Here is a 22,533-nt window from a genome sequence, read left to right on the forward strand (position 1 = left end):
GAGGCCGCTGCCCTCCAGCCACTCGGTGTTGGGCACGGAACCGACCGCGACCAGCACCTCGTCCGCCGCGACCACGCCGCCGTCCGCCAGCCGCACCCCGCCGCCGGTCACCTCCGCCACCGCGACCCCGGTGCGCAGGTCCACGCCGTGGTCGCGGTGCGCCCGCGACAGCACCCGGCCGACGTCCTCGCCGACCGCGGGCGCCAGCGGCACCGGCGCCGGTTCCAGCAGGGTGACCTCCGCGCCCAGCCCGCGCGCGACGGCGGCGGCCTCGGCGCCGAGGAACCCGGCGCCGACCACCACCAGCCGCGTCCCCGCCGCCAGCCGGTCCCGCAGCGCCAGCGCGTCGTCCAGGGTGCGCAGCACATGGCAGCCCCGCTGATCGCCGGGCAGCCGTCGCGGCCGTACGCCGGTGGCGACGACCAGCCCGTCGTACGGCACCTCGGACCCGTCGGCGAGCGCGACCGTACGCCCGGCCGGGTCGAGCCCGGTCGCGGCGGTGCCGAGCCGCAGGTCGAGCCCGAGCGCGTCCAGCTGGCCCCGGTCGCGCAGCGGCAGCCGTCCGGCGTCCCACCGCCCGTCGAGGATCTGCTTGGACAGCGGCGGCCGGTCGTACGGGGGGTGGGGTTCGTCGCCTACGAGGGTGAGGGTGCCGTCGTACCCCTGCCGGCGCAGTGTCTCCGCCGCCGCGAGCCCGGCGGCGGAGGCACCGACCACGACGACGCGTCTCACGCCTCCTCCACCACCCGGATCGCCGCCGCCGGGCAGATCATCGCGGACTCCCGTACGTCGTCGTGGAGTTCGGCGCCGGGCTTCTCATCCAGCAGCACGACCATCCCGTCCTCGTCCCGCTGGTCGAACACATCGGGTGCGATCATCACGCACTGACCGGACGCGACACATTTGGGAACATCGACTTCCACTCGCATGGTGACTCCCTTGACTCCTTCGCTCACGCGTCCCAGGTGACGGGCAGTTCGTAGACGCCGTACACCAGGCCGTCGTGCTTGTACGGCAGTTGGCCGGCGCCGGTGGCCAGCCGCAGGGTGGGGATGCGGCGGTAGAGCGTGCCGTAGACGACCTGGAGCTCCACCCGGGCGAGCGGCTGGCCGAGGCACTGGTGGACGCCGAAGCCGAACGCCATGTGGCGGCGGGCGTCGCGGCCGATGTCCAGCCGGTCGGGCTCGGGGAACAGCTCCGGGTCCCGATTGCCGGTGCCGGTGTAGATGATGATGCCGTCCCCGGCGCGGATGGTTGCGTCGCCGACCTCGATATCTTCCAGCGCGACCCGGCCCCGCCCGTTGTGCACGATGGTCAGGTACCGCAGCAGCTCCTCCACCGCCTTGGCGACCACCTTCGGGTCGTCGGTCTCCCGCAGGACGGCGAGCTGGTCGGGGTTCTCCAGCAGGGCGACGGTGCCCAGGGCGATCATGTTGGCGGTGGTCTCATGACCGGCGATCAGCAGCAGGACGCCCATGCTGGCGGCCTCGCGCCGGGTCAGCTCACCGCTGCCGACCCGGGTGGCCAGCTCGGAGAGCATGTCGTCGGCGGGCTCGGCGAGTTTGACCCCGATCAGCTCGTCCAGGTAGTCGGTCAGCGCGTCGCTGGCGCCGATCATGTCCTCGGCCGACGAGTACCGGTTGATCATGAGCGAGCTCTTCTCCTGGAAGAACTCGTGGTCCTCGTACGGCACCCCGAGGAGCGTGCAGATCACCAGGGACGGCAGCGGCAGGGCGAGCGCGCTCACCAGATCGGCCGAGTTGGGCCCGGCCAGCATCCCGTCGATCAGCTCATCGGTGATCTTCTGGATGGAGGGCCGCAGTGCCTCGACCCGCTTGATGGCGAACGGGGCGGTCACCATGCGGCGGATCCGCGCGTGCTCGGGGTCGTCCATGGCGATGAAGGAACGCCGCCGCTCGGCGTTCTCGCGGAAGCCCGCGTTCGGATGCGGAAAGCCGGGCAGCGTGGACTGGGAGCTGACGCGCGGATCGGCGAGCAGGGCACGCCCGTCGCCGTACCGGGTCACCAGCCACGGGGTGCTGCCGTCCCACATCCGCACCTTCGCGACCGGCAGTTCGTCGTGCAGCGCCTGCGCGGCCGGGGGCGGGTCGAAGGGGCATCCGGACGCCCGCGGCATCGGGTACGCCGGGATCGGCTCGTCGGAGTGGGGCGTGGTCTCTGCCAGCGTCTCGGTCATGTCTCTCCTCGGGTGGGGGATTCCGACAGGAGCGGAGCGTGAACCTGTGTGCACCGGGGACGTGATGACCAGCGAACCCCGCCGACCTGACGCCGCCCGGTCAGTTGCCTGACGAAACGCTGACTGTGGGCAAGGCCACAGTGACCGTCGTACCGCGGTCGGACGCGCTGCTCACGGCCACCTCGCCGCCGTGCAGGTCGACCACCCGCCGCACGATGGTCAGTCCCAGCCCGCCGCCTCCGCCGCCCGGCTCGCCGTGGCCGTCCTCCTGGTACGGCGTGGTCAGCCGGGCCATCGCCCGCGGGCCCATGCCAGGACCCCGGTCGCCGACCGACAGTTCGACCCGCGGCGCCCCGCCGGGCCCGCTCACCGGGCCGCGCACGGCCACCGTCACCGGGGAACCGGCGGGGGTGTGCTGGAGCGCGTTGCCCAGCAGATTGCGGACGGCGTGCCGCAGCAGCCGGGCATCGGCGACGAGCGTCGCCGGGCCGGAGTCCTCCCGGGCGATGGGGCGTTCGGGATCGAGCAGCCCCATGTCCGCGACCGCCTCGTCGGCCACGTCCCGCAGATCCACCCGCTCCAGGTGCAGCGGCCGCTTCCAGGTGGCGTGCCCCCGGGGGAACACCCGCTGGATCCCCTCGTACATGTGGTCGGCCTCGTCCTGGATCCGCCGCAGGGCGCGCACCATCAGCTCGGGGTCGTCGCTGAGCCCCTGGAGCGGGAGTTCGGCCCAGCCGCGGATGGTGGTCAGGGAGGTGCGCAGCTCGTGCAGCAGCACCTCCACCCGCTGCTGCCGCTCGTCCCCGTGCACGTCGTCGTTGTCGTTCATACGGCGGTGAGCCGGCCGAGCCAGTAGCCGAAGCCACGGCGGGTGTGGATCAGCGCCGGTTCCGCCTCGTCGACCTTGTGCCGCAGCCGGGAGATCAGCTTCTCGATGGCGTTGTCCCCGTAAGCCCGGTGGTCCTTGAACCACAGATGCTCGCCGATCTGCTCCTTGGACACCACCCGCCCGGCGTTGACCAGCAGATAGCGCAACAGCCGGTACTCGGCCGGGGTGAGGTCCAGCGCGCGGCGGCCCCGCCGGGCCTGCCGGGTCGTATCGTCCAGCACCAGATCCGCGTACCTCGGCGGCTCCTCCGCCCGCACCCCGCGCCGCCGCCCGCGCAGCAGCACCTGTACCCGGGCCAGCACCTCGGCGATCCGGAACGGCTTGGTGACGTAGTCGCCTCCGCCGATGCCCAGCCCCGTGACCAGCGAATCCAGCGAGTCGCGAGCGGTGAGGAAGAGTACGGGCGGATGGTCCTCGTCGGCCGCCACCAGCCGTCGGCACACGGTGAACCCGTCCAGATCCGGCAGCATCACATCCAGGATCACCAGATCCGGCCGCTCCCGCCCCACCCGGTCCAGCGCCTCACCCCCGGTGGCCGCCGTGCCGACCTGATACCCGGCCAGCTCCAGGGTGGTCGAGAGCAGTTCGGCGATCCTGGACTCGTCGTCCACGACCAGAATGCGCTGCCCGTCCCCGCGGGCGGGCACCGGCTTCTCGCTGACACTCCCGTACACGAGAAGACCCTAGTTGAACCCCCCGCCCCGGGGCACCGGGGCCCTGACCCCCACCGATGACTTCAGGACAGGGCCCGTTCACCCACCGTCCGGTGGACGCACTCCTCCCCATGCGCGTCCGCTTCGAAGGCCACGAGAACGGCCGGTGGTCCACCGACCCGTCGGCTGATCGCCTCCAGCTCACCCGATGTCGGCGCGCGGAAGACCGGGTCGTGGAACATCGCCGGGCAGCTGACGAAGGCCGGTTCGCCGAAGACGAGTTCCACACCGTGGTGGTAAGTGAGGTCGCGCGCTTCCGCAGCAGAGGGGATGGCGTTCCGTCGCACCGATGCGGTGGCCCCTTGTCGGACCGTGCGGTCAGAATGGCGGGATGCGCCGCATTGTCGTCATCGACGCCCCGTCCAACCTCGGCCTCCGGCCGCCGCGCGACGGGACCGTGCCCGGGTGTTACAAGCTGGCGGGCGCGCTGCGGGAGCAGCGGGTGGTGGAGCGGCTCGGGGCGGTCGAGGGTGGTGTCGTCGTGCCGCCCCGCTATGACCGCGGTGACTGGCGCGAGGGCGACGGGGTGTTCAACGCCGGGGCCATCGCGGCGTACACCCGCAAGCTCGCCGACCGGGTCGAACGCCACGTCCGGGCGGGGGACTTCCCGCTCGTGCTGGGCGGGGACTGCTCCATCCAGCTCGGCGCCTCGGTGGCGCTCCGCCGGATCGGGCGGTACGGACTCGCCGTCATCGACGGCTCCTCGGACTTCCGGCATCCCGGGAACTCCGACCGGATCGGTGCCGCGGGCGGCGAGGAGCTGGCCCTCGCGACCGGCCGGGGCCAGGCGGACCTGACGGACATCGAGGGGCTCCGCCCGTACCTGAGGGACGAGGACGTCCAGCTCCTGGGGATCCGGGAGTACGACACGGAGCGGGCCGAGCTGACCGCGTTGAAGATCGCGAACATGACGGTCGAGGAGATCCGGAAGCGGGGTGCCGGGGAAGCGGCGGACACGGTCCTGCGGAGCCTCGAAGCGCCCGCGACCGAAGGCTTCTGGGTGCATCTGGACGCGGACGTGCTGGACCCGTCCGTGATGCCCGCCGTCGACAGCCCCGACCCCGGCGGCCTCCAGCCCGAAGAGCTGGCCGCGCTGCTGCGGGGTCTGGTGCGGTCGGAGCGCTGCGTGGGCCTCAACCTCACCATCTACGACCCCGACCTCGACCCCGACGGCTCCTGCGCGGCCCTCCTCGCCGATCTGCTCCAGACGGCCTTCACCCACGGCTGACCGCGGGATCAGCCGTGGGCGGGCGGCCGCTTCAGCCCTGCTTGGGCGCGGCCTGCTGGACGACCTCGAAGGACCACAGCGTGGAGCCGGCCGCGGCGGGCTTCTGCTGCGGGGCGTCCTCGCCGCCGCGCTGGTGGGCCGCCTTCATGGGGCCCTCCATCCAGGCCTGGAAGTCCTCCTCGCTGCGCCAGCGCGTGTAGACGAGGTACTGGTCGGTGCCCTCGACCGGGCGCAGCAGCTCGAACCACTCGAAGCCGTCGGAGTTCTCCACGGTCCCGGCGCGGGAGGCGAAGCGCTTCTCCAGCACCTCGCGCTGCTCCTCGGGAACGGTCAGCACATTGATCTTGACGATGCTCATGGGCCCATCCTGCCGCATCGCCATGAGCATGGGGCACTTCGGGACGCTGCCGTCGGTCAGCGGGCGGCGTTCTCGGCGACCGGCTTCTTCTCGGCCGCCGGACGTGGCGCAGCGGCGGGCGATCGCGGCAGGGTGGCGGCGAGGAGGAGAGCGATGGCGACGAGGCCCGAGCCGATGCGGAAGGCGAGCTGGTAGCCACCCGTGAGTGCCGAGGCAGTGCTTGCCCCGGAGCCCAGCAGGGCAGCCGTATGCGAGGTGGCGAGCGTGCTGAGGACCGCGAGGCCGAATGCGCTGCCGATCTGCTGCATGGTGTTGAACATGCCGGAGGCGATCCCGGAGTCCTGGGGCGTGGCCGCTGACATCGCGAGCGTGGCCAGCGACGGCATCGCGAGGCCGAAGCCGATACCCAGCGGCAGCAGCGCGGGCAGGACGTCCACGAGGTAGCTCCCGCCTGCCGGGACGCGGCTGAGCGCGGCGAGACCTGCCGTGATGAGGGAGAGCCCCGGAAGGAGCACGGCACGAGGGCCGAAGCGCGCGATCAGCTTGGGCGCGATGCCGAGAGACAGCGCGCCGATCGCGACGGAGACCGGAAAGATGCCGAGGCCGGTGTGCACCTCGTCGAAGCGGAGCACCTTCTGGAGGTAGAGCACGCACAGAAATTGGAAGCTGAACATCCCGGCCACCATGAGGGCCTGGATGCCCATCGCCATTGAGACATTGCGCGAGCGGAACACACGCAGCGGCAGGAGCGGGCGGGTCGCCTTCGTCTGGCGAGCGACGAATGCGAGCAGCAGGGCGAGTGCCGCGGCGCCGAAACTCGTGGTGTGTACGGAAGTCCAGCCGTAGTCGGCGGTCTCGACGATCGTGTAGACGCCGAGCATCAGTGCGGATGTGATCAGGAGCGCGCCTATGACGTCGGTCCCCTTGTCCAGGCCGACGCCGCGCTCGGAGGCGAGCACGCGCCCGGCCAACAGCGCGGCGACGATGCCGATCGGAACATTGACGAAGAAGATCCAGTGCCAGCTGATGGTCTGCGTCAGGGCGCCGCCGGCGAGGAGGCCCATCGAGCCACCGGCGGACTGGACGAAGCTGTAGACGCCGATGGCCTTGGCCCGCTCCTTCGGCAGCGGGAACAGGGTGACGACCATGCCGAGGGTGACCGCGGAGGTCACCGCGCCGCCGATGCCCTGGACGAACCGGGAAGTCAGCAGCATCCCCGGGTTCTGCGACACACCGCACAGCAGCGAGGCAGCGGTGAAGACGATCAGACCGGTGATGAAGACGCGCTTGCGTCCGATGAGGTCGCCGAGCCGTCCGGAAAGCAGCAGCAGACCACCGAAGGGGACCAGGTAGGCGTTGACCACCCAGGCCAGGCCCGACGAGGAGAAGCCGATGTCCTGCTGGATCGACGGCAGTGCCACGTTCACGATGGTCCCGTCGAGGATGACCATCAACTGCCCGGCACAGAGCACGGCCAGTGCCGACCAACGTGATGTCTGTGCTGATGAGTCGGTTCTCCGCACGGAGGCCCCTTCCAATGGTGCACGACTTGTTACAGGCGTCATCCTCTGTAACTATGGCGCGCGGCGGAAGGAGGCACTTTCATGTCACGCAGTCACACTGATGTGTCCGACCAGGTCAGCAACGAGGCGTGCCCGCTCACCGAGGTCCTCGACCACGTCGCGGGCAAGTGGAGCATCGGAATCCTTGTCGCCGCCGCACCCGGGCCGGTCCGATTCACCCAGTTGGAACGCGCCATCGCAGGCATCAGCCGGCGCATGCTCACCTTGAACCTGCGCAAGCTGGAACGCGATGGCCTGCTCATTCGGACCGTCTACCCCACGGTGCCGCCCAAGGTGGAATACAGCCTCACGCCCATGGCTCGTGAACTCCACGCCACCCTCACCGGGCTCGTCGGCTGGGCGGAACGCCACCGAGCCGACATCACCGTCGCCCGTGCCGCCTACGACGCCGCTACGGCATCGGCTCCTGAGCCGCTCACGCCTGGGCGAGCAGAGGGTCGTAGGCGGTAGATCGCCGGCGGCCGGACATGAAGGACAGGAAATCCCCGATGAAGGCGCCGCGCGAACAGGTGCGGTCCGTGCCGGCGGTGTCGCGGTGGAACGCGGTCCGGAACAGCGTCCGGTATTCGTCTGCGTCGATGTACTGGTCGCCGTCCCTGTCCGTCGCGTCGAAGAGGACCTCGGCGACCCTGATCAGGGAGGGTCCGGCCAGGGAGGGGACGGCGGTGGCGTATTCGCGGGCGCTGACGCGGCCGTCGCCGTCGGTGTCCAGTGCCGTCTGGAGTTCCCGCCACTAGTCGGCGTAGGCGTCGTAGAGCCTTGTTTCCGATCCGCTGGAGTTTCGCGACCGCGCGGTGCGGGACCGGTTTCAGTGACGTATGTGGGTGCGTGGTTCGAATGGGTGACCTTTTCACGGGAGTGTCGTTGATCGGATGACACCACTACGTGCGGAAAGGGAGCGGCTGGTGAGTCGGAGGCTGCCGCTCGGCGAGGGCGAAGCGGGTCGGGCCGCCTGTGCCCGTGTTCTGTTGCGTGCGGGCGTGGTGGAGAAGACGGGGGAGGCGCTGTCGACCGCTGTCCTGGCACGGCGGGTCGGCTGGACGGTCGATCTGGTCTGCGCCATGGCCGCCGAACTGCTGGCCGAGCACTGGAACACCGCCGACGTGGACACCCTTGCCTCGGGTGCGGACCCGGGCGGGCGGAAACTTCCGTCCAACGCGTGGATGGCGCTGCGCCGGCTGGGCTGGACCGCTACCCCGGCCCGGGGTGTGAGGGTCAACGACCGGATCGTACGCATGGCCCAGGAACAGGCCGGGCGCGCGCTGCGGTCGGCCAACTGGCGGGCCGGGTTGACCTCGGCGGTCCTTCGGACCTGGCCGCGCGATCCGGACAAACGGACCCCGCAGGAGTGGGATCAGGTACGCGCCGCGATACCGGGTGGTGAGTACCTGCCGTCCAGTGTGATCCGCTCCCGCACCCGCCAGGTGGTCTCTTTCGAGCGGAGGAACGGGCGGCGTGCGGCCGACGTGTTCGAGCTGGAACCCGCACCCCGCGTCGCCAGGATGCTGCTGCTGGCCGCCTGTGACGGGCAACAGGCCACAATCGAACGCGGCGAGGACGACCGACAGCGAGCACTCCTGCGGCTCCAGCTACCCACCCGCCCGGACCCGCGCACCTACGCGGACTGGGCCTGGGTCGCCTGCCCCATCACCCTGCCACCCACCATTCCGCCGAACGCGATCCTCCACCTGCCCACCCTGCGCATGACAGACGCCAAGGTGCGCGCCGACCTCGCCTACACCCACCCCGTCCCCCAAGCCCGGCGCATCGGTCACACGGTGGCACTCGGCGTGGACTGGGGACTGGGCACGTTGCTGTCCGCCGGTGCCGCCCGGCTCCACGATGACGGCCGCATCACCACACTCGGGGCAGGAGCACAGTTCCGGGCTGCCGGCGTGCTCGCCAAGCAGCACCGGCTCCGCGGCATCTGCGAACGGCTGCACGCCAAGACCGACCACTACACCCGGCTCGCCGACCAATCCCTGGACGCCAAGGCGACAGTGCTGACTGAGGAGATCCGTCGCGTATCCGAGCGCCGCTCCAACCTCAACGACGCCCTGGCCTGGAGTGCTGCCCGCTGGAGCGTTGACCAGGCCATCGCCGCCGGGGCCACGGTCATCTATCTGGAAGACCTGCGATCGATGGAAGCCGGGGGCACGGGCCGCACCCACAACACCCGTATGTCGCAGACCGTACGCGGCCAGATCACCGACCGCATGCGGCACCTCGCCGCCGAAACCGGCATCGCCGTCGTCACCGTCCCGGCCAGGAACACCAGCAAACACTGCCCGTGCTGCCTCACCCCGCTCCGGCACCGCAAGGCCCCCGACCGGCCCACCACCGCGGGATGGAAGTGGGCCATCTGCCCCAACACCGAGTGCGGCTGGCAGGGCGACCGCGACCAGGGCGCCTGGCGCCGGATCGCAGCCCGCGGCCTCACCCACCAGAACAAGACCGTCACCGACCGCGCCAACGGACCATGACGATCCGCTCCGTAGTCGACACGATCGAATCCAAGGCCGTCATCACCACCGAGCCCAAGACCGCCCGGAAGGACCGGACGAAGACCGGCCCCACCCGGCCACGTACCAACCGCCTCGCGCCCAGGCGACGCGAGGTTCCCTCCCCAGCAGGGCGCACACGCGGCCCTGCCGGCCAGCGTCCGGAGGGACACGCACCAACGGACCGGACCCGGCTGCCCCGCGCAGCCCACCGGCACCAGGACGTGCATACGATCAGCACACCCACCAAAGGCCACCGGCCACGAGGAGCAGCGCTGGGCGCGGGATTCCACCTCCACGCCCATGCCTCCCCACCCAGGTGGGCAGAACCCGTGCCAGACCCTACGGTCCGCACAGGATCGCTCAGCTGATCAGAGACGCTCAGCCACTCCACGCCCCCGGCCCGGGCCGACTCGATGACGTCGATCACGGTCGTCTCCGCAGCCCGGTGACCTGACACGGCGATCGCGCCTGAAGCAGGGTGGCAGGCCCCGAGCCCGAATGCCGCGCCAGAGCCACACATTCACCCTGGGAACGATTGCCCGAATCCATCGGTGATGCGCGCCGCGCGGGTCGGGGCAGGCGCGGTTCAGCGGTGCAGCCGCAGGCCCCGCGTCACCTTGTCCACCTGGCTGCGCGGGCCGTAGAGGGCGAGGCCGACCAGGTTGAGGTCGGGGGCCTCGACGGTGCGGACCGTGGCACGGTTGTCGTCCTCGTTGTCGGTGCCGAACAGCTCCTCCGTGTAGAGGGCCGTCGGGAGGCCGCGGGTGAGGGCGCGGCTGTGGGCGCGGAAGAGGCCGGGGGCGTCGGCGGCGTAAACGAGGACCGGTTCGCGGAACATCGGGAGGTACGTATGGCCCGAGGCGTCCTCGTACGGCTTGCCGACGATCTCGTCGGTGGCGTGGGAGAGCCCGCTGGAGAGGAAGGCCGTCACGTTCAGCTTCTGCCAGTCGGCGAGGTCGTCCCGGACGATGACGGCGATCTTGGTGTCGAATCGCATGCCGTCACCTTCGCCCGGCCTCCGAGGCCCCGTATTGAACGCTGGTGCGAGACGGCAGAATGGGGTGATGGGCGGAGGCGGTGCGGAGGGCGGCGGCGGTTCGGGGGACTGGGCGCGGTACTGGCGTGACCCGGAGCGGTCCGTCGAGGCCATGCACGCGCACTTCTTCAGCCATCGTTTCCATCCGCACAGCCACGACACCTACTCCTTCGCCGTCACCGAGATCGGCGCGCAGCGCTTCCGCTGCCGGGGCGCGCTGCGCACCAGCGGGGCGGGGATGGTGATGGTGTTCAACCCGGACGATCCGCATGACGGGGAGGCGGCCGCCGAACTCGGCTACAAGTACCGCATCATGCACATCGGCCCGGATGTGATGCGCGACGTCCTGGCCGACGCGGGAGGCGGCGGGGACGGGCCGGTGCCGCTGCCGCTGTTCGACCAGCCCGTGCTGGACGACCCGGTGCTGGGGCGCGCCCTGTTGCGGCTGCACACCGCCCTGGTCGACGGCGCCGGTCCGCTGGTCCGCGACGAGCGGCTGACCGCGGCCGTCGGCGCGATGGTGCGGCGCAGCGCCACCCGCCCGGTGCGGGCCAGGGCGCTGCCGCCCGGGGGTGGCGGGCAGGCGTGGGCGGCGCGGCGGGCGCGGGCGCTGCTGGAGGAGGAGTACGGGACGGAGATCTCGGCGGAGCGGCTGGCGGAGGCGGCGGGGTGCAGCAGGTTCGCGCTGTACCGGGCGTTCCGGGCGGAGTACGGGATGGCGCCGAGCGACTTCCAGCGGCAGCTGCGGCTGCGTCAGGCGCGCGGGCTGCTGGTGGCGGGCAGTACGGCGGCGGAGGCGGCGGCCGTGGCGGGGTTCGCCGACCAAAGTCACTTCCACCGCTGGTTCGTGCGGTGCTTCGGGATCACCCCGGGTGCGTTCCAGCACGCCGCGGGGCCCGATTCGCTCCGTACCCCGCGGCCCTGATGAAATTGGCCGCGAACCGTACGGACTCCGGGCGTACAGGCGCACTTCCGCCAAAGCCTGACAGGTTTCGGCCAACCGTGGGCGACTGTCAGGTGAAGAGGGTGTATAGCGCGTCTGAGTAGTGGGCTCAGTAGGGTCAAACATTCCGAACAGGTAAAGAGGGCGAGTGGGGGAGCGGCAGGGCGTGGCGAACGTGGATCGAAGCGGACTGCGGAGTACCCCGGGGCCGGGAGCGGGGCCGGGCTCCGGTGCCATCGGGGCGCGGACGTCGCGGACGATGATGGTGCTCGGCGCCCTCTGGCTGCTGGCCGGTCTGCTCGCGGCCCGGCAGGCGGCGGCGGTGCTGCGGCTGCCCCCGGACGAGCGGCTGACCGACCTGGAGACCTGGATCGGCGAGCAGGGCGTCCTCCATGTGGGCGGTTCGCTGTACGACGGGGACGCGTTCACCGGAACCCCGTTCTCCGGGCTGGTGCTCAAACCGCTGACCCGGGCCGCCGAACAGAGCCTGGGCGTCGCCTGGACGTTCGGCACCCTGCTGCTCGTCGTCGTCCTCGGGCTGGTCGCCGCGCGCGCCCTGCCGGGGCCGGTCTCCCGCCGCACCTCGCTGGTGGCCGCGCCGCTGGCGATCTGCCTGCTGACGCTGTCCCTGCCGGTCCGCAACACCTTCACGCTCGGTCAGACCAGCATCATCCCGGTGCTGTTGGTCGTGCTCACCGTGCTGCCGCGCACCTCCGGGCGGCAGGCGGGCGTCCTCATCGGCGTGGCCGCCGCCCTCCAGCCCGCGCTGCTGCTGTTCGGCGTCGTCATGTGGCTGCTGGGGCAGCGGCGTTCGGCCGCGCTCGCGGGCGCGACGTTCGCCGCGTGCACCGCGCTGGCCTGGGCCGCCATGCCGCACGACTCCGGCTCGTACTGGGTCCACCACCTCGGCGGCGCCGGGCTCGGCGAGCCCGCCGACAGCCTGGCCAACCAGTCGCTGCACGGGCTGCTGCTGCGCATCGGTCTGGAGGGGCCGGCCGAGCTGGCGCTGCTCGCGGTCCTGGCGGTCGCGGTCGCGGTCGTCGGCCTGCGGCGCGCGGTGCGGTACGCGCGGGACGGACAGCTGCTGCTGGCCGCGGCGATCACCGGCTGTGTGGCGCTGGCGGTCTCGCCCACCTCCTGGCAGTACCAGCAGCTGTGGATCCTGCTCGCGGTCGTCGGCCGGGTGGGCCGCCGGGCCGCGGACCGGCTGGTGTGGCCGGTGCTGGTGGTGCTGGTGATGACGCTGAGCCGCACCGCGCTGCTGCCCGACCTCAAGATCGCCGGACACATCGGCTACAACGCGCCGCTGCTGGCGGCGCTCGCCGCCGCCTGCCTGGTGCCGTTCGTCTCCCGGACCTCCCCCTCAGTGGGACAGCCCCGGAGCCGACGCCGGTCCAGGAGCCGCACCGCGGCCGGTTCGCCTGGGTGCCGCTGCTGCGCTTCGTACGGCGGCCGCTGTCGCGCCCGAACCTGCTGCTGGAGCTGATGTTCATCCGCGTCGGCTACTTCGCGTACTCGTGGATCCGCGCGCACGCGCCCGACGAGCGCGGCATCGCCGAGGGCCACGGCCATCAGGTGCTGTCCATCGAGAGCTTCCTGCACATCGACATCGAGCACTGGTTCAACCTGCTGGTCGCGGACACCCCGTGGCTGCGGGACGGCATGAACTGGTACTACAGCACCTTCCACTTCCTGATCCCGCTGTCCCTGCTGGGCTGGCTCTATCTGCGCCGCCCCGCGACCTACCGCTGGGCCCGCACCCCGCTCGCGTTCGCGACGCTGCTCGCGCTGGTCGGCTTCTGGCTCTACCCGCTGGCCCCGCCGCGGCTGATGGGCCTCGGGTACGTCGACACGGCGCACGGCCCGCAGGACCTGAACAACCCGGACTTCGGCGCGCTCACCAAGCTGTCCAACCAGTACGCGGCCATGCCGTCGCTGCACGTGGGCTGGTCGCTGTGGTGCGGGGTGGTCATCGCGCTGGTGGCGCCGTACCTGTGGATGAAGATCCTCGGCATGCTGTACCCGCTGCTCACGGTCGCGGTGATCGTCGGCACGGCGAACCACTACGTGCTGGACGCGGTCGGCGGCGCGGCCGTCGTCGCGGCCGGATTCGGCCTTCAGTACGTGCTGCTCGGGGTCGGCAGGAAGCCCGCCGAGGAGGCGAACGGCTCGGTCACCGCGATGCTGTCGGCGGGCGCCCGGGGCGTACGGGAGCGCGCCCGGGCGCTGGTGCGGAGGCCGCGCGCCGGGGAGCCGGGAGAGACGTCCCAGGTGGCGGGGGTCCCCCAGGCGGTCCCCCAAGAGAAGGATGCGGCAGAACCGGCCGATGCCTCGCGTTGAAGGGTCCGGTGCACCGGTCTAGCGTGGGGAAAAGCGGTATAAACGCCAGGAAGTCTCGGGGGTCCCGACCAAGGAGGGATCTGAGGATGTCCCTGGTAACGGCGGCCGCCGCCGCGCTGGCCGTATCGATGACCGTCATCTCACCCGCGGCCGCCGCGCCGAGTGCCACGGCCGCCGATCCTTCGCCGAATCCCACGGCGTTCGTCCTGGAGCGGTTCCGGCCCGCCTCGCAGGCCCAAGGCGACCGTGGTGCGGTGACGTACGACAGCGCGCTCGTGCCCACGACCGCCGTGGCGCTCGTCGCGGAGCTGCGGCTCCCGGGGAAGTGGCACGGCGAGATGCGGGACCATGAGATGCGGGAGCAGGGGGAGCACGGGAAGCACGGGATGCCGCCGCGCGGCACGTTCGTCTTCCTGGCCCTGCGCGGGGTCGAACCCGACCACCACTTCGGGATACACGTGCACACCAGGCCGTGCGGCACCCGGCCCGACTCGTCCGGTCCGCACTACCAGAACATGAAGGACCCGGAGCAGCCGTCCACGAACCCCAAGTACGCCAACCCGCGCAATGAGATGTGGCTCGACGTCACCACCAACAGCCGTGGCGACGCCCGCGCCAAGTCCCTGGTGAAGTGGCACTTCAGGGCCGGTGAGGCGCGCTCGGTGGTGATCCATGAGCATGGCACCTCCACCCACCAGGGACGGGCGGGCATGGCCGGGGACCGGGTGGCCTGCATCAACGTGCCGTTCAAGTAGCGACGGTGGCTACGCGTAGCTCACCCGCAGCTCCTTGATGCCGTTCAGCCAGGCCGACCGCAGCCGCCGCGGCGCGCCGGTGAGGCGGATGCCGGGGAGGGTGTCCGCGATCGCGTTGAAGATCAGCCGGATCTCCAGTTCGGCGAGGCTCTTGCCGAGGCAGAAGTGCGGTCCGCCGCCACCGAAGCCGAGGTGGGGGTTGGGGTCGCGGGTGATGTCGAAGACCTCGGGGCGGTCGAAGACCTCGGGGTCGTTGTTGGCGGACGAGTAGAACACGCCGACCCGCTGGCCCGCCCGGATCGACTGGCCGCCGAGCGTGGTGTCCTGGGTGGCGGTGCGCTGGAAGGACATCACGGGGGTGGCCCACCGGACGATCTCGTCGGCGGCGGTCGCGTGGCGTTCGCGCTTGAACAGCTCCCACTGCTCGGGGTGGGTGAGGAAGGCGTGCATGCCGTGGCTGATGGCGTTGCGGGTGGTCTCATTGCCCGCGACGGCCAGCAGCAGGACGAAGAAGCCGAACTCGTCGGAGCCCAGGTTGCCCTGGTCCTCGGCGGCGACCAGGGCGCTGACGATGTCCTTGGCGGGGCACTGCTTGCGGTTCGAGGCCAGGTTCATGGCGTACGAGATCAGCTCCATGGCCGACTCGGCGCCGATCTCCTCGGTGATGGCCAGCTCCGGGTCGTCGTACGCGACCATCTTGTTGGACCAGTCGAAGATCTTGGACCGGTCCTGCTGGGGGATGCCGATCAGCTCGGCGATGGCCTGGAGCGGGAGTTCGCAGGCGATGTCGGTGACGAAGTCACCGGTGCCGTTCTCCTTGGCGCCGGCCACGATGCGGGTCGCGCGGTCGTGGAGGGCGGCCTCCAGGGAGCGGATCGCGCGCGGGGTGAAACCGCGCTGGACGATCTGGCGGACCCGGGTGTGTTCGGGCGGGTCCATGTTGAGCATGATCAGCTTCTGGACCTCGATCTGGTCGCGCTGGATGTGCTCGTTGAAGCGGATGATCGCGGTGTTGCGGTGCGAGGAGAAGATCTCGGGCCGGGTCGAGACCTCCTTGACGTCGGCGTGCCGGGTGACGGCCCAGTAGCCGTCGTCCTCGTACCCGGCGATGCCATGCCGTTGGGGGATCCATGACACGGGGGCCGTCTGCCGCAGCTGGGCGAACTCGGGGAGTGGCACCCGGTGCTCATGGAGATCGGGGTCGGTGAAGTCAAAGCCTTCGGGGAGCGCTGGACAGGACATCGGCCACTCCAGATCTGACGGCCTATCAGAAAGTGTCCAGAAGGTAGTAACGGGTTCTACAAGTAGCAAGGGCCACGGCGGGGCTTCTTGAGGTCGACGCCCCAAGTCGTCCTGTGCACAACCCTTGCGCCGTCAGGCCGGGCCTCAGCAGACTGAGCGAGGAACTAGAACGCGTACTAGTTCTGGCGCGGGCGCTGCCGGGAGCCCCCGCGGACGCGATGGAGAAGAGGACGAGTCATGGCCGCGGAACCCGTCATCGTGGAAGCCGTACGCACCCCCATCGGAAGGCGCGGAGGCGCGCTCGCGAATCTCCACCCCGCCTATCTCCTCGGGGAAACCTACCGCGAACTCCTCGCCCGCACCGGCATCCAGCCCGACTGCGTCGAACAAATTGTCGGCGGCACGGTCACTCACGCGGGGGAGCAGTCCATGAACCCCGCGCGCACCGCCTGGCTGGCCATGGGCCTCCCGTACGAGACGGCGGCGACCACCGTGGACTGCCAGTGCGGATCCTCCCAGCAGGCCAACCACATGGTGGCCACCATGGTCGCCACCGGCGTCATCGACATCGGCATCGGCTGCGGCGTCGAGGCCATGTCGCGGGTGCCGCTCGGCAGCGGCTCCAAGCACGGTCCCGGCAAGCCGTTCCCCGAGGAGTGGAACGTCGACCTGCCCAACCAGTTCGAGGCCGCCGAGCGGATCGCCCGGCGGCGCGGGCTCACCCGGGGGAACGTCGACTCCCTCGGCCTCCTCTCCCAGGAGCGCGCCGCCCGGGCCTGGGCCGAGGAGCGCTTCAAGCGTGAGACCTTCGCGGTGCAGGTGCCCACCACCGAGGACGAACAGGCGGCCGGGGAGGGCATGTGGCGGGCCGTCGACCGGGACGAGGGGCTGCGCGACACCAGCATGGAGGCGCTCGGCGGGCTCAAGCCCATCATGCCGACCGCCGTGCACACGGCGGGCAACTCCTCCCAGATCTCGGACGGCGCGTGCGCGGTGCTGTGGGCGTCCAAGCGGATGGCCCGCGCGCTGAAGCTGCGCCCTCGCGCCCGGATCGTCGCCCAGGCCCTGGTCGGCACCGATCCCCACTACCACCTGGACGGTCCGGTCGACGCGACCCGGGCGGTGCTGGGGAAGGCCGGGATGACGCTCAAGGACATCGACGTGATCGAGATCAACGAGGCGTTCGCGTCGGTCGTGCTGTCCTGGGCCCAGGTCTTCGAACAGGACCTGGAGAAGGTGAACGTCAACGGCGGCGCCATCGCGCTCGGCCACCCCGTGGGGGCGACCGGAGCGCGGCTGATCACCACGGCGCTGCATGAACTGGAGCGGGCGGACAAGGAGTTCGCGCTGATCACGATGTGCGCGGGCGGGGCGCTGGCGACCGGGACCATCATCCAGCGGCTGTGACGTTCCAGCGGCTGTGACGAACCCCCGGCCCGAGGGCCGGGGGCGCTCCTGCGGTCGTGCGTCCGGGCGGGTGATCCGGTCACTTCTGATCGCGGTTGAACGTCGAGGTCGACCAGGAGTAGCCGAGCACCGCGAGCCCCAGGCACCAGGCCGCCGCGAGCCATCCGTTGTGGCCGATCTCGCTGCCGAGCAGCAGACCGCGCAGGGTCTCGATGGCGGGTGTGAACGGCTGGTACTCGGCGATCGGCCGGAGCCAGCCGGGCAGGGCGTCGACGGGGACGAAGGCGCTTGAGATCAGCGGCAGCAGGATCAGCGGCATCGCGTTGTTGCTGGCGGCCTCGGCGTTCGGGCTGACCAGGCCCATGCCGACCGCGATCCAGGTGAGCGCCAGGGCGAAGAGCACCAGCAGCCCGAACGCCGCGAGCCACTCCCAGGCCGAAGCGTCCGTGGACCGGAAGCCGATGGCCACGGCCACGGCGCCCACGAGGACCACGCTCATGACCGACTGCAAGACGCTGCCGACCACGTGCCCGATGAGCACCGAACCGCGGTGGATCGCCATGGTGCGGAAGCGGGCGATGATGCCCTCGGTCATATCGGTGGAGACGGAGACCGCGGTCCCGATCACGGTGCTGCCGATGGTCATCAGCAGCAGGCCCGGGACGATGTACGCGATGTACTCGGAGCGGTCCGGACCGCTGCCACCGATGCCCGCGCTCATCGTGTCGCCGAAGACGTAGACGAAGAGCAACAGCATCATGATCGGGGTGAGCAGCAGGTTCAGGGTGAGGGACGGATAGCGCCGGGCGTGCAGGAGGTTGCGGCGCAGCATGGTGGACGAGTCGCGGATAACTGGAGAGAGGGCACTCATCTGACGGTCTCCTTGGGCTGGTCGGGGACGTCGGCCGGGCCGGTGAGGGCGAAGAACACGTCGTCCAGGTCGGGGGTGTGCACGGTGAGGCCGTCGGCGTGCACATCGGCGGCGTCCAGCCAGTCGAGGATGGAACGCAGTTCGCCCTGGGTGCCGCCGCTGGGGATCTGGAGGGTGAGCGCCTGGTCGTCGCGCACGGTCTCGTGGAGCGCGCCCGCGGCCCGCTCGTACGCCGCGGGGTCATCGAAGCGCAGCTGGACGTGTCCGCCGGGGATGAGCCGCTTCAGCTCCGCCGCGGTGCCCTCGGCGGCGATCTTCCCGTCGTTGAGCACGGCGATACGGTCGGCCAACTCATCGGCCTCCTCCAGGTACTGCGTGGTGAGGAAGACGGTGACGCCGTCGGAGACGAGTGCGCGGATGATCTGCCACATGTTGTGGCGGCTGCGGGGGTCGAGGCCGGTGGTGGGTTCGTCGAGGAAGATGATCCGCGGGTTGCCGACCAGGGTCATGGCGATGTCGAGGCGGCGCTTCATGCCGCCGGAGTAGGTGGAGGCGGGCTTCTTCGCGGCCTCGACCAGGTCGAAGCGCTCCAGCAGTTCGGCGGCGACCCGCCGGCCCTCGCGGCGGGAGAGGTGGTGCAGGTCCGCCATGAGGAGCATGTTCTCCTCGCCGGTGATCAGCCCGTCGACGGCGGAGAACTGCCCGGTGACGCCGATCGCGGCACGGACCGCCTGCGGGTCGGCGGCGATGTCGTGGCCCGCGACCAGGGCCCGGCCGCCGTCGGCGGTGATGAGGGTGGAGAGGATCTTGACGGCGGTGGTCTTCCCGGCGCCGTTCGGGCCGAGCAGGGAGAAGACCGTTCCCTCGGGGACGGCCAGGTCGATGCCGTCGAGGACGACCTTGTCGCCGTAGGACTTGCGCAGCGCGTTCGCCGCGATGGCCAGGTGGGTCATCGGGATTCCTTCGTGGATGCCCCGGCCTTCAAGCCGGGTAGGAAAACGAAGCTCCTGCGGAGCAGGGCAGGGGGGATCGAATCGCCTCCAGGGCGATTCGGCGTCTGCGACAACCGGTCGGCACCTGCCGTCACACGGGAGTTGATAGGGTGTGAGATGTGACACAGCAGGTCAAGCGGGCGTTCAAGTACCGCTTTTACCCCACGGGCGGGCAGGCGGCTGAGCTGTCGCGCACGTTCGGCTGCGTCCGCCTCGTGTACAACAAGGCGCTGGAGGAACGCACACGCGCCTGGTACGGCGAGCAGCGCCGCGTCTCCTATGTGCAGTCGTCCGCCGCGCTGACGGAGTGGAAGAAGACCGAGGGACTCGCCTTCCTGGCGGAGGTGTCCTCCGTCCCGCTCCAGCAGGCGTTGCGCCATCTTCAGGCGGCGTTCGGGAACTTCTTCGCCAAACGTGCCAGGTACCCGCGTTTCAAGTCGCGGAAGGATTCCCGAGCGTCGGCCGAGTACACCCGCAGCGCCTTCACATGGCGCGACGGGCGGCTCACACTGGCGAAGATGGACCAGCCGCTGGATATCCGCTGGTCCCGCCCTCTGCCCGAGGGCGCGGAGCCGACGACGGTGACCGTGTCCCACGACAACGCCGGGCGCTGGTTCGTGTCCCTGCTCTGTGAGGACACCATCGCCTTCGCGCCCGCCACCGACGCGGCAGTCGGCCTGGATGCCGGGATCACCTCCCTGGTGACCCTGTCCACCGGGGAGAAGATCGTCAACCCGAAGCACGAGCGGCGTGACCGCGCTCGTCTCGCGAAGGCGCAGCGAGAGCTCTCCCGCAAGGCGAAAGGCTCCAGCAACCGGGTCAAGGCCCGGGTGAAGGTGGCCAGGGTCCACGCCCGGATCGCCGACCGGCGCCGGGACTTCCTGCACAAGCTGTCGACTCGGCTCGTCCGTGAGAACCAAACGGTCGTGATCGAGGACCTCACCGTCCGCAACCTGCTGAAGAACGGCAAGCTCGCACGCGCCATCTCGGATGCGGCCTGGACGGAACTCCGGTCGCTGCTGGAGTACAAGTGCGCCTGGTACGGGCGCGACTTCGTGACGATCGACCGCTGGTTCCCCAGCAGCAAGCTGTGCGGGGCCTGCGGCACGGTCCGCGAGAACCTGCCGCTGAACGTCCGGGAGTGGACGTGCGTCTGCGGCGCCGTGCATGACCGCGACGTGAACGCGGCGCGCAACATTTTGGCCGCCGGGCTGGCGGCGTCTGCCTGTGGAGATGGTGTAAGACCTCAACGGGAGTCCTCCCGGACGGGGCGGTCGTCGGTGAAGCAGGAACCCCAGCGGGCGACCGCTGGAACCCCCCGCCTTTAGGCGGGGGAGGATGTCAAGTCCGGTGCTCCTCAGAGGCTGCGGGCGACGATGTCGCCGTAGGAGGTACTCGCGTGGATGGTCAGTCCGGCGTTGGCGCCTTTCGGTGTTGTTGAGCGCGTTGCGAATCCGGCCGTAGGTGGTACCGGCGTCCAGGGAGGCGGACACTCCGGGGGCGGCGCCGACCGACACGTCGCCGGACTGGGTGCGCAGCACGACCGCGCCGTGCACGGCCTCGGTGATCTGGATGTCGCCCTTCGCGATGCTGATCTCCGCGGGGCCGGTCAGGCGGCCGATGGTGACGTCACCGGCGGAGGTGGTGAGGCGGACGCTCGCGGCCTCGTCGAGCTTGACGGAGCCGTGCGCGCCCTCGAAGGCGACGTCGCCGAGGCGTCCGACGCCCCGGAGTTCGGCGCTGGCCGCCTTCGCGTCGACCCGGGAACCGGCGGGCAGTTGGACGGTCACCTCGAGGGATCCGGAGGGGCCGAAGTACTGGTTCTTCGCCGAGGCGCCGATCCGCAGGACGCCGTCGCCGTATTCGACGGTGGTCTGCTCCGCCATCTTCACGTCGCGGCTCTTCGAGCTGTCCGCGGGCAGGACCTCGACGGTGGTGTCGGTCCGGTCGGCCGCGATGAACCGGATCTGCCCCGCGGGGATGTCGAGGACGGTCGAGATGGGGGTGGGGGTGTCGAAGGTCTGCATCGTGCTCTCCTCTGCTCGTTGTTTCTGATGGGCGAAACGCTACGTTGCATTTACGAATCCATCAATAGAACTGTTGCGTAGAAGCGCAATAAACGCAGGTCAGAGCTGGGTAATCGATGCAATGACTCTGTAGGCTAATGCAATAACGATCATCTGTTCGTTGCAATGCTTTGGAGGTGAACGCTATGGTGGCGGCATCGGGGAGCACGAGAGGAGATCGCGATGCCGGGAGGCAGGCTCACCCAGCAGGAACGTCAGCAGATCACGCTGGGGCTGGCCGACGGCCTCGCCTACGCGGAGATCGCCAGACGGCTCGACCGCCCCACCTCGACGGTCACGCGTGAGGTGATGCGGAACGGCGGCCCCACCGCCTACCGCGCCGACCTGGCCCACCGCGCCACCGAGCGCCGCGCCCAGCGGCGCAGGCAGCCCGCGCCCCGGGGGCAGCAGACGCCCCCGCAGGCCGACGGGCGCGACACCGAGGCCGTGCGCGAGTACGAGGAGTTGTTCACCACCGTCCTCATGCACTCGGGTCTGCCGAAGATGATGGCCCGGGTGATGGCCTGCCTCTACACCGCCGACTCGGGCAGCCTCACCGCGTCCGAACTCGTCCAGCGCCTCCAGGTCAGCCCGGCGACCATCTCCAAGACGATCGCGTTCCTGGAGGGGCAGACCCTCGTCCGCCGGGAGCGCGACGAACGCCGCCGCGAGCGCTACTTCGTCGACGAGGACCTCTGGTACCAGTCGATGCTGGCCAGCGCCCGGTCCAACGCCGAGCTCGCCGAGACCGCGCGGCAGGGCATCGGCGTCCTCGGCCGCGACAGCCCGGCCGCCGCCCGCCTGGAGAACGTCGCCCGCTTCCTCGACTTCGTCGGCGAGAGCATCACCCGCGCCGCGCAGCAGGCCCGGGAGGTTCTCTACGCGGAGGCCGAAGCGGCCGATCGGTAGCGCTTCAAGTCGGGCTCAACTGGCATACGAGATCAGGCACATAAAAAGCCGTTAAGGAAAGCCAACCTCTCCGATGTCATCGGATTGGCCGCTTGAGGTGATTTATGCGTCCTCGACCGTCATGCGGCTTGAGTCGAAAGGGAAGCGACGACATGTCAGCTCGCCGAATGCTCACCGGTACGTTCCTGGGGCTGGGAGCCCTGCTCATGGTTTCGACCGCGGTCGCCCCGGCGGCCGGTGCCGCACCCGTCCCCGTGACCACCCTCAACTGCGATGGTGACACCTATAAGTGCACGGCCGGGCTGCGGTTCGGCGACGGCAGGTGGGTCGCGGACTGGGGGGTGAACGTGTTCCACCAGAGCGCGGCCCGGACGGCGTCCGCCCGGTCGGTGAAGGCGCCGGTCCCGGTGACGACCCTCAACTGTGACGGTGACACCTATAAGTGCACGGCCGGGCTGCGGTTCGGCGACGGCAGGTGGGTCGCGCAGTGGGACGCGAGG

At 70.4% G+C, this 22,533-nt stretch carries 21 protein-coding genes and 4 pseudogenes; 10 read left to right on the forward strand and 15 right to left on the reverse strand.

Annotation, left to right across the window (positions count from 1 at the left end; translation table 11 throughout):
* From SSOG_RS47745 to SSOG_RS31625, 6 genes are all read right to left on the reverse strand, one after another.
* A partial coding sequence (locus SSOG_RS47745; RefSeq protein ID WP_167542525.1) for an NAD(P)/FAD-dependent oxidoreductase occupies window positions 1–732 on the reverse strand: 732 nt, incomplete at its 3' end.
* Window positions 729–929, reverse strand: a complete 201-nt coding sequence (locus SSOG_RS31605) for a ferredoxin (protein ID WP_009718333.1) — start codon at window positions 927–929, stop codon at window positions 729–731. The genes SSOG_RS47745 and SSOG_RS31605, both read right to left, overlap by 4 nt.
* A 23-nt stretch (window positions 930–952) precedes the next feature.
* On the reverse strand, window positions 953–2,197 hold the full coding sequence (locus tag SSOG_RS31610; RefSeq protein WP_009718334.1) for a cytochrome P450: 1,245 nt from the start codon (window positions 2,195–2,197) through the stop codon (window positions 953–955).
* Window positions 2,198–2,297: 100 nt separating this feature from the next.
* The gene (locus tag SSOG_RS31615) at window positions 2,298–3,026 is read right to left on the reverse strand and encodes a sensor histidine kinase (protein ID WP_009718335.1); all 729 of its coding nucleotides are present in this window, start codon (window positions 3,024–3,026) and stop codon (window positions 2,298–2,300) included.
* On the reverse strand, window positions 3,023–3,760 hold the full coding sequence (locus tag SSOG_RS31620) for a response regulator transcription factor (protein ID WP_009718336.1): 738 nt from the start codon (window positions 3,758–3,760) through the stop codon (window positions 3,023–3,025). Before SSOG_RS31620 ends, SSOG_RS31615 begins: the two co-directional genes overlap by 4 nt.
* Window positions 3,761–3,822: 62 nt before the next feature.
* Window positions 3,823–4,086, reverse strand: a complete 264-nt coding sequence (locus SSOG_RS31625; protein WP_009718337.1) for a hypothetical protein — start codon at window positions 4,084–4,086, stop codon at window positions 3,823–3,825.
* Window positions 4,087–4,130: 44 nt separating this feature from the next.
* Between SSOG_RS31625 and SSOG_RS31630 the strand changes: the two genes are divergently transcribed.
* Entirely contained in the window at window positions 4,131–5,027 is an 897-nt protein-coding gene (locus SSOG_RS31630; RefSeq protein WP_009718338.1) for an arginase family protein, read from the forward strand.
* A gap of 31 nt (window positions 5,028–5,058) precedes the next feature.
* Here SSOG_RS31630 and SSOG_RS31635 read toward each other — a convergent pair whose 3' ends face one another.
* Window positions 5,059–5,385: an antibiotic biosynthesis monooxygenase family protein gene (locus SSOG_RS31635; RefSeq protein WP_009718339.1), complete on the reverse strand. Its 327-nt coding sequence runs from the start codon at window positions 5,383–5,385 to the stop codon at window positions 5,059–5,061.
* Between the two features lie 56 nt (window positions 5,386–5,441).
* Complete coding sequence (locus SSOG_RS31640) at window positions 5,442–6,950, reverse strand: MFS transporter (protein WP_009718340.1); 1,509 nt, start codon at window positions 6,948–6,950, stop codon at window positions 5,442–5,444.
* A 39-nt stretch (window positions 6,951–6,989) separates the two neighbouring features.
* Between SSOG_RS31640 and SSOG_RS31645 the strand changes: the two genes are divergently transcribed.
* On the forward strand, window positions 6,990–7,418 hold the full coding sequence (locus tag SSOG_RS31645; protein ID WP_009718341.1) for a winged helix-turn-helix transcriptional regulator: 429 nt from the start codon (window positions 6,990–6,992) through the stop codon (window positions 7,416–7,418).
* Here the strand turns inward: SSOG_RS31645 and SSOG_RS49205 are convergent.
* Window positions 7,384–7,734, reverse strand: a pseudogene (locus SSOG_RS49205) (EF-hand domain-containing protein); the annotation flags it as partial. The gene SSOG_RS31645 and the pseudogene SSOG_RS49205 overlap by 35 nt on opposite strands.
* 139 nt (window positions 7,735–7,873) lie before the next feature.
* Between SSOG_RS49205 and SSOG_RS31655 the strand changes: the two are divergent.
* Entirely contained in the window at window positions 7,874–9,451 is a 1,578-nt protein-coding gene (locus tag SSOG_RS31655; protein ID WP_245606420.1) for a zinc ribbon domain-containing protein, read from the forward strand.
* Window positions 9,452–9,845: 394 nt separating this feature from the next.
* On the opposite strand, the pseudogene SSOG_RS56535 reads toward SSOG_RS31655, so the two are convergent.
* Together SSOG_RS56535 and SSOG_RS31660 are read right to left on the reverse strand one after the other, a co-directional pair.
* Window positions 9,846–9,935, reverse strand: a pseudogene (locus SSOG_RS56535) (polyprenyl diphosphate synthase); the annotation flags it as partial.
* A gap of 123 nt (window positions 9,936–10,058) precedes the next feature.
* Complete coding sequence (locus tag SSOG_RS31660) at window positions 10,059–10,469, reverse strand: DUF2000 domain-containing protein (RefSeq protein ID WP_009718344.1); 411 nt, start codon at window positions 10,467–10,469, stop codon at window positions 10,059–10,061.
* 67 nt (window positions 10,470–10,536) lie between these two features.
* Between SSOG_RS31660 and SSOG_RS31665 the strand changes: the two genes are divergently transcribed.
* The 3 genes and pseudogenes from SSOG_RS31665 to SSOG_RS31675 all read left to right on the forward strand — a co-directional run bounded on the left by SSOG_RS31665 (window position 10,537) and on the right by SSOG_RS31675 (window position 14,546).
* A complete protein-coding gene (locus SSOG_RS31665; protein WP_039939151.1) occupies window positions 10,537–11,433 on the forward strand; it encodes an AraC family transcriptional regulator in 897 nt (298 codons plus the stop codon).
* A gap of 280 nt (window positions 11,434–11,713) precedes the next feature.
* A pseudogene (locus tag SSOG_RS31670) lies at window positions 11,714–13,791 on the forward strand (bifunctional glycosyltransferase 87/phosphatase PAP2 family protein).
* Between the two features lie 86 nt (window positions 13,792–13,877).
* Window positions 13,878–14,546 (forward strand): superoxide dismutase family protein, encoded by a 669-nt coding sequence (locus SSOG_RS31675; RefSeq protein ID WP_039939152.1) that lies wholly within the window; start codon window positions 13,878–13,880, stop codon window positions 14,544–14,546.
* A gap of 9 nt (window positions 14,547–14,555) precedes the next feature.
* Here the strand turns inward: SSOG_RS31675 and SSOG_RS31680 are convergent, their stop codons facing one another.
* Window positions 14,556–15,788 carry a cytochrome P450 gene (locus SSOG_RS31680; protein ID WP_039939153.1) on the reverse strand — a complete coding sequence of 411 codons (1,233 nt, stop codon included), beginning with the start codon at window positions 15,786–15,788 and terminating at the stop codon, window positions 14,556–14,558.
* Between the two features lie 237 nt (window positions 15,789–16,025).
* Here SSOG_RS31680 and SSOG_RS31685 point away from each other — a divergent pair, with 237 nt between their 5' ends.
* Window positions 16,026–17,195: a steroid 3-ketoacyl-CoA thiolase gene (locus tag SSOG_RS31685; RefSeq protein WP_009718349.1), complete on the forward strand. Its 1,170-nt coding sequence runs from the start codon at window positions 16,026–16,028 to the stop codon at window positions 17,193–17,195.
* 79 nt (window positions 17,196–17,274) lie between these two features.
* On the opposite strand, the gene SSOG_RS31690 is transcribed toward SSOG_RS31685, so the two are convergent.
* Together SSOG_RS31690 and SSOG_RS31695 are read right to left on the reverse strand one after the other, a co-directional pair.
* Window positions 17,275–18,066 carry an ABC transporter permease gene (locus tag SSOG_RS31690; RefSeq protein ID WP_009718350.1) on the reverse strand — a complete coding sequence of 264 codons (792 nt, stop codon included), beginning with the start codon at window positions 18,064–18,066 and terminating at the stop codon, window positions 17,275–17,277.
* The gene (locus SSOG_RS31695; protein WP_009718351.1) at window positions 18,063–19,019 is read right to left on the reverse strand and encodes a daunorubicin resistance protein DrrA family ABC transporter ATP-binding protein; all 957 of its coding nucleotides are present in this window, start codon (window positions 19,017–19,019) and stop codon (window positions 18,063–18,065) included. The genes SSOG_RS31690 and SSOG_RS31695 overlap by 4 nt, the downstream gene beginning before the upstream one ends.
* A gap of 158 nt (window positions 19,020–19,177) precedes the next feature.
* On the opposite strand from SSOG_RS31695, the gene SSOG_RS31700 reads away from it, so the two are divergent.
* Window positions 19,178–20,386, forward strand: coding sequence for an RNA-guided endonuclease InsQ/TnpB family protein (locus SSOG_RS31700; protein ID WP_009718352.1), 1,209 nt, complete (start codon window positions 19,178–19,180; stop codon window positions 20,384–20,386).
* A 29-nt stretch (window positions 20,387–20,415) separates the two neighbouring features.
* On the opposite strand, the pseudogene SSOG_RS49210 reads toward SSOG_RS31700, so the two are convergent.
* Window positions 20,416–21,085 (reverse strand): annotated as a pseudogene (locus SSOG_RS49210) (DUF4097 family beta strand repeat-containing protein).
* Between the two features lie 222 nt (window positions 21,086–21,307).
* On the opposite strand from SSOG_RS49210, the gene SSOG_RS31710 reads away from it, so the two are divergent.
* Both SSOG_RS31710 and SSOG_RS54110 read left to right on the forward strand, forming a co-directional pair.
* Complete coding sequence (locus SSOG_RS31710; protein ID WP_009718354.1) at window positions 21,308–22,033, forward strand: helix-turn-helix domain-containing protein; 726 nt, start codon at window positions 21,308–21,310, stop codon at window positions 22,031–22,033.
* Between the two features lie 152 nt (window positions 22,034–22,185).
* Window positions 22,186–22,533, forward strand: a 348-nt coding sequence (locus SSOG_RS54110; protein ID WP_039942053.1) for a hypothetical protein, incomplete at its 3' end; no start/stop codon positions are given.

The sequence above is a fragment of the Streptomyces himastatinicus ATCC 53653 genome (genome assembly GCF_000158915.1).
GTDB classification, from domain to species: domain Bacteria; phylum Actinomycetota; class Actinomycetes; order Streptomycetales; family Streptomycetaceae; genus Streptomyces; species Streptomyces himastatinicus.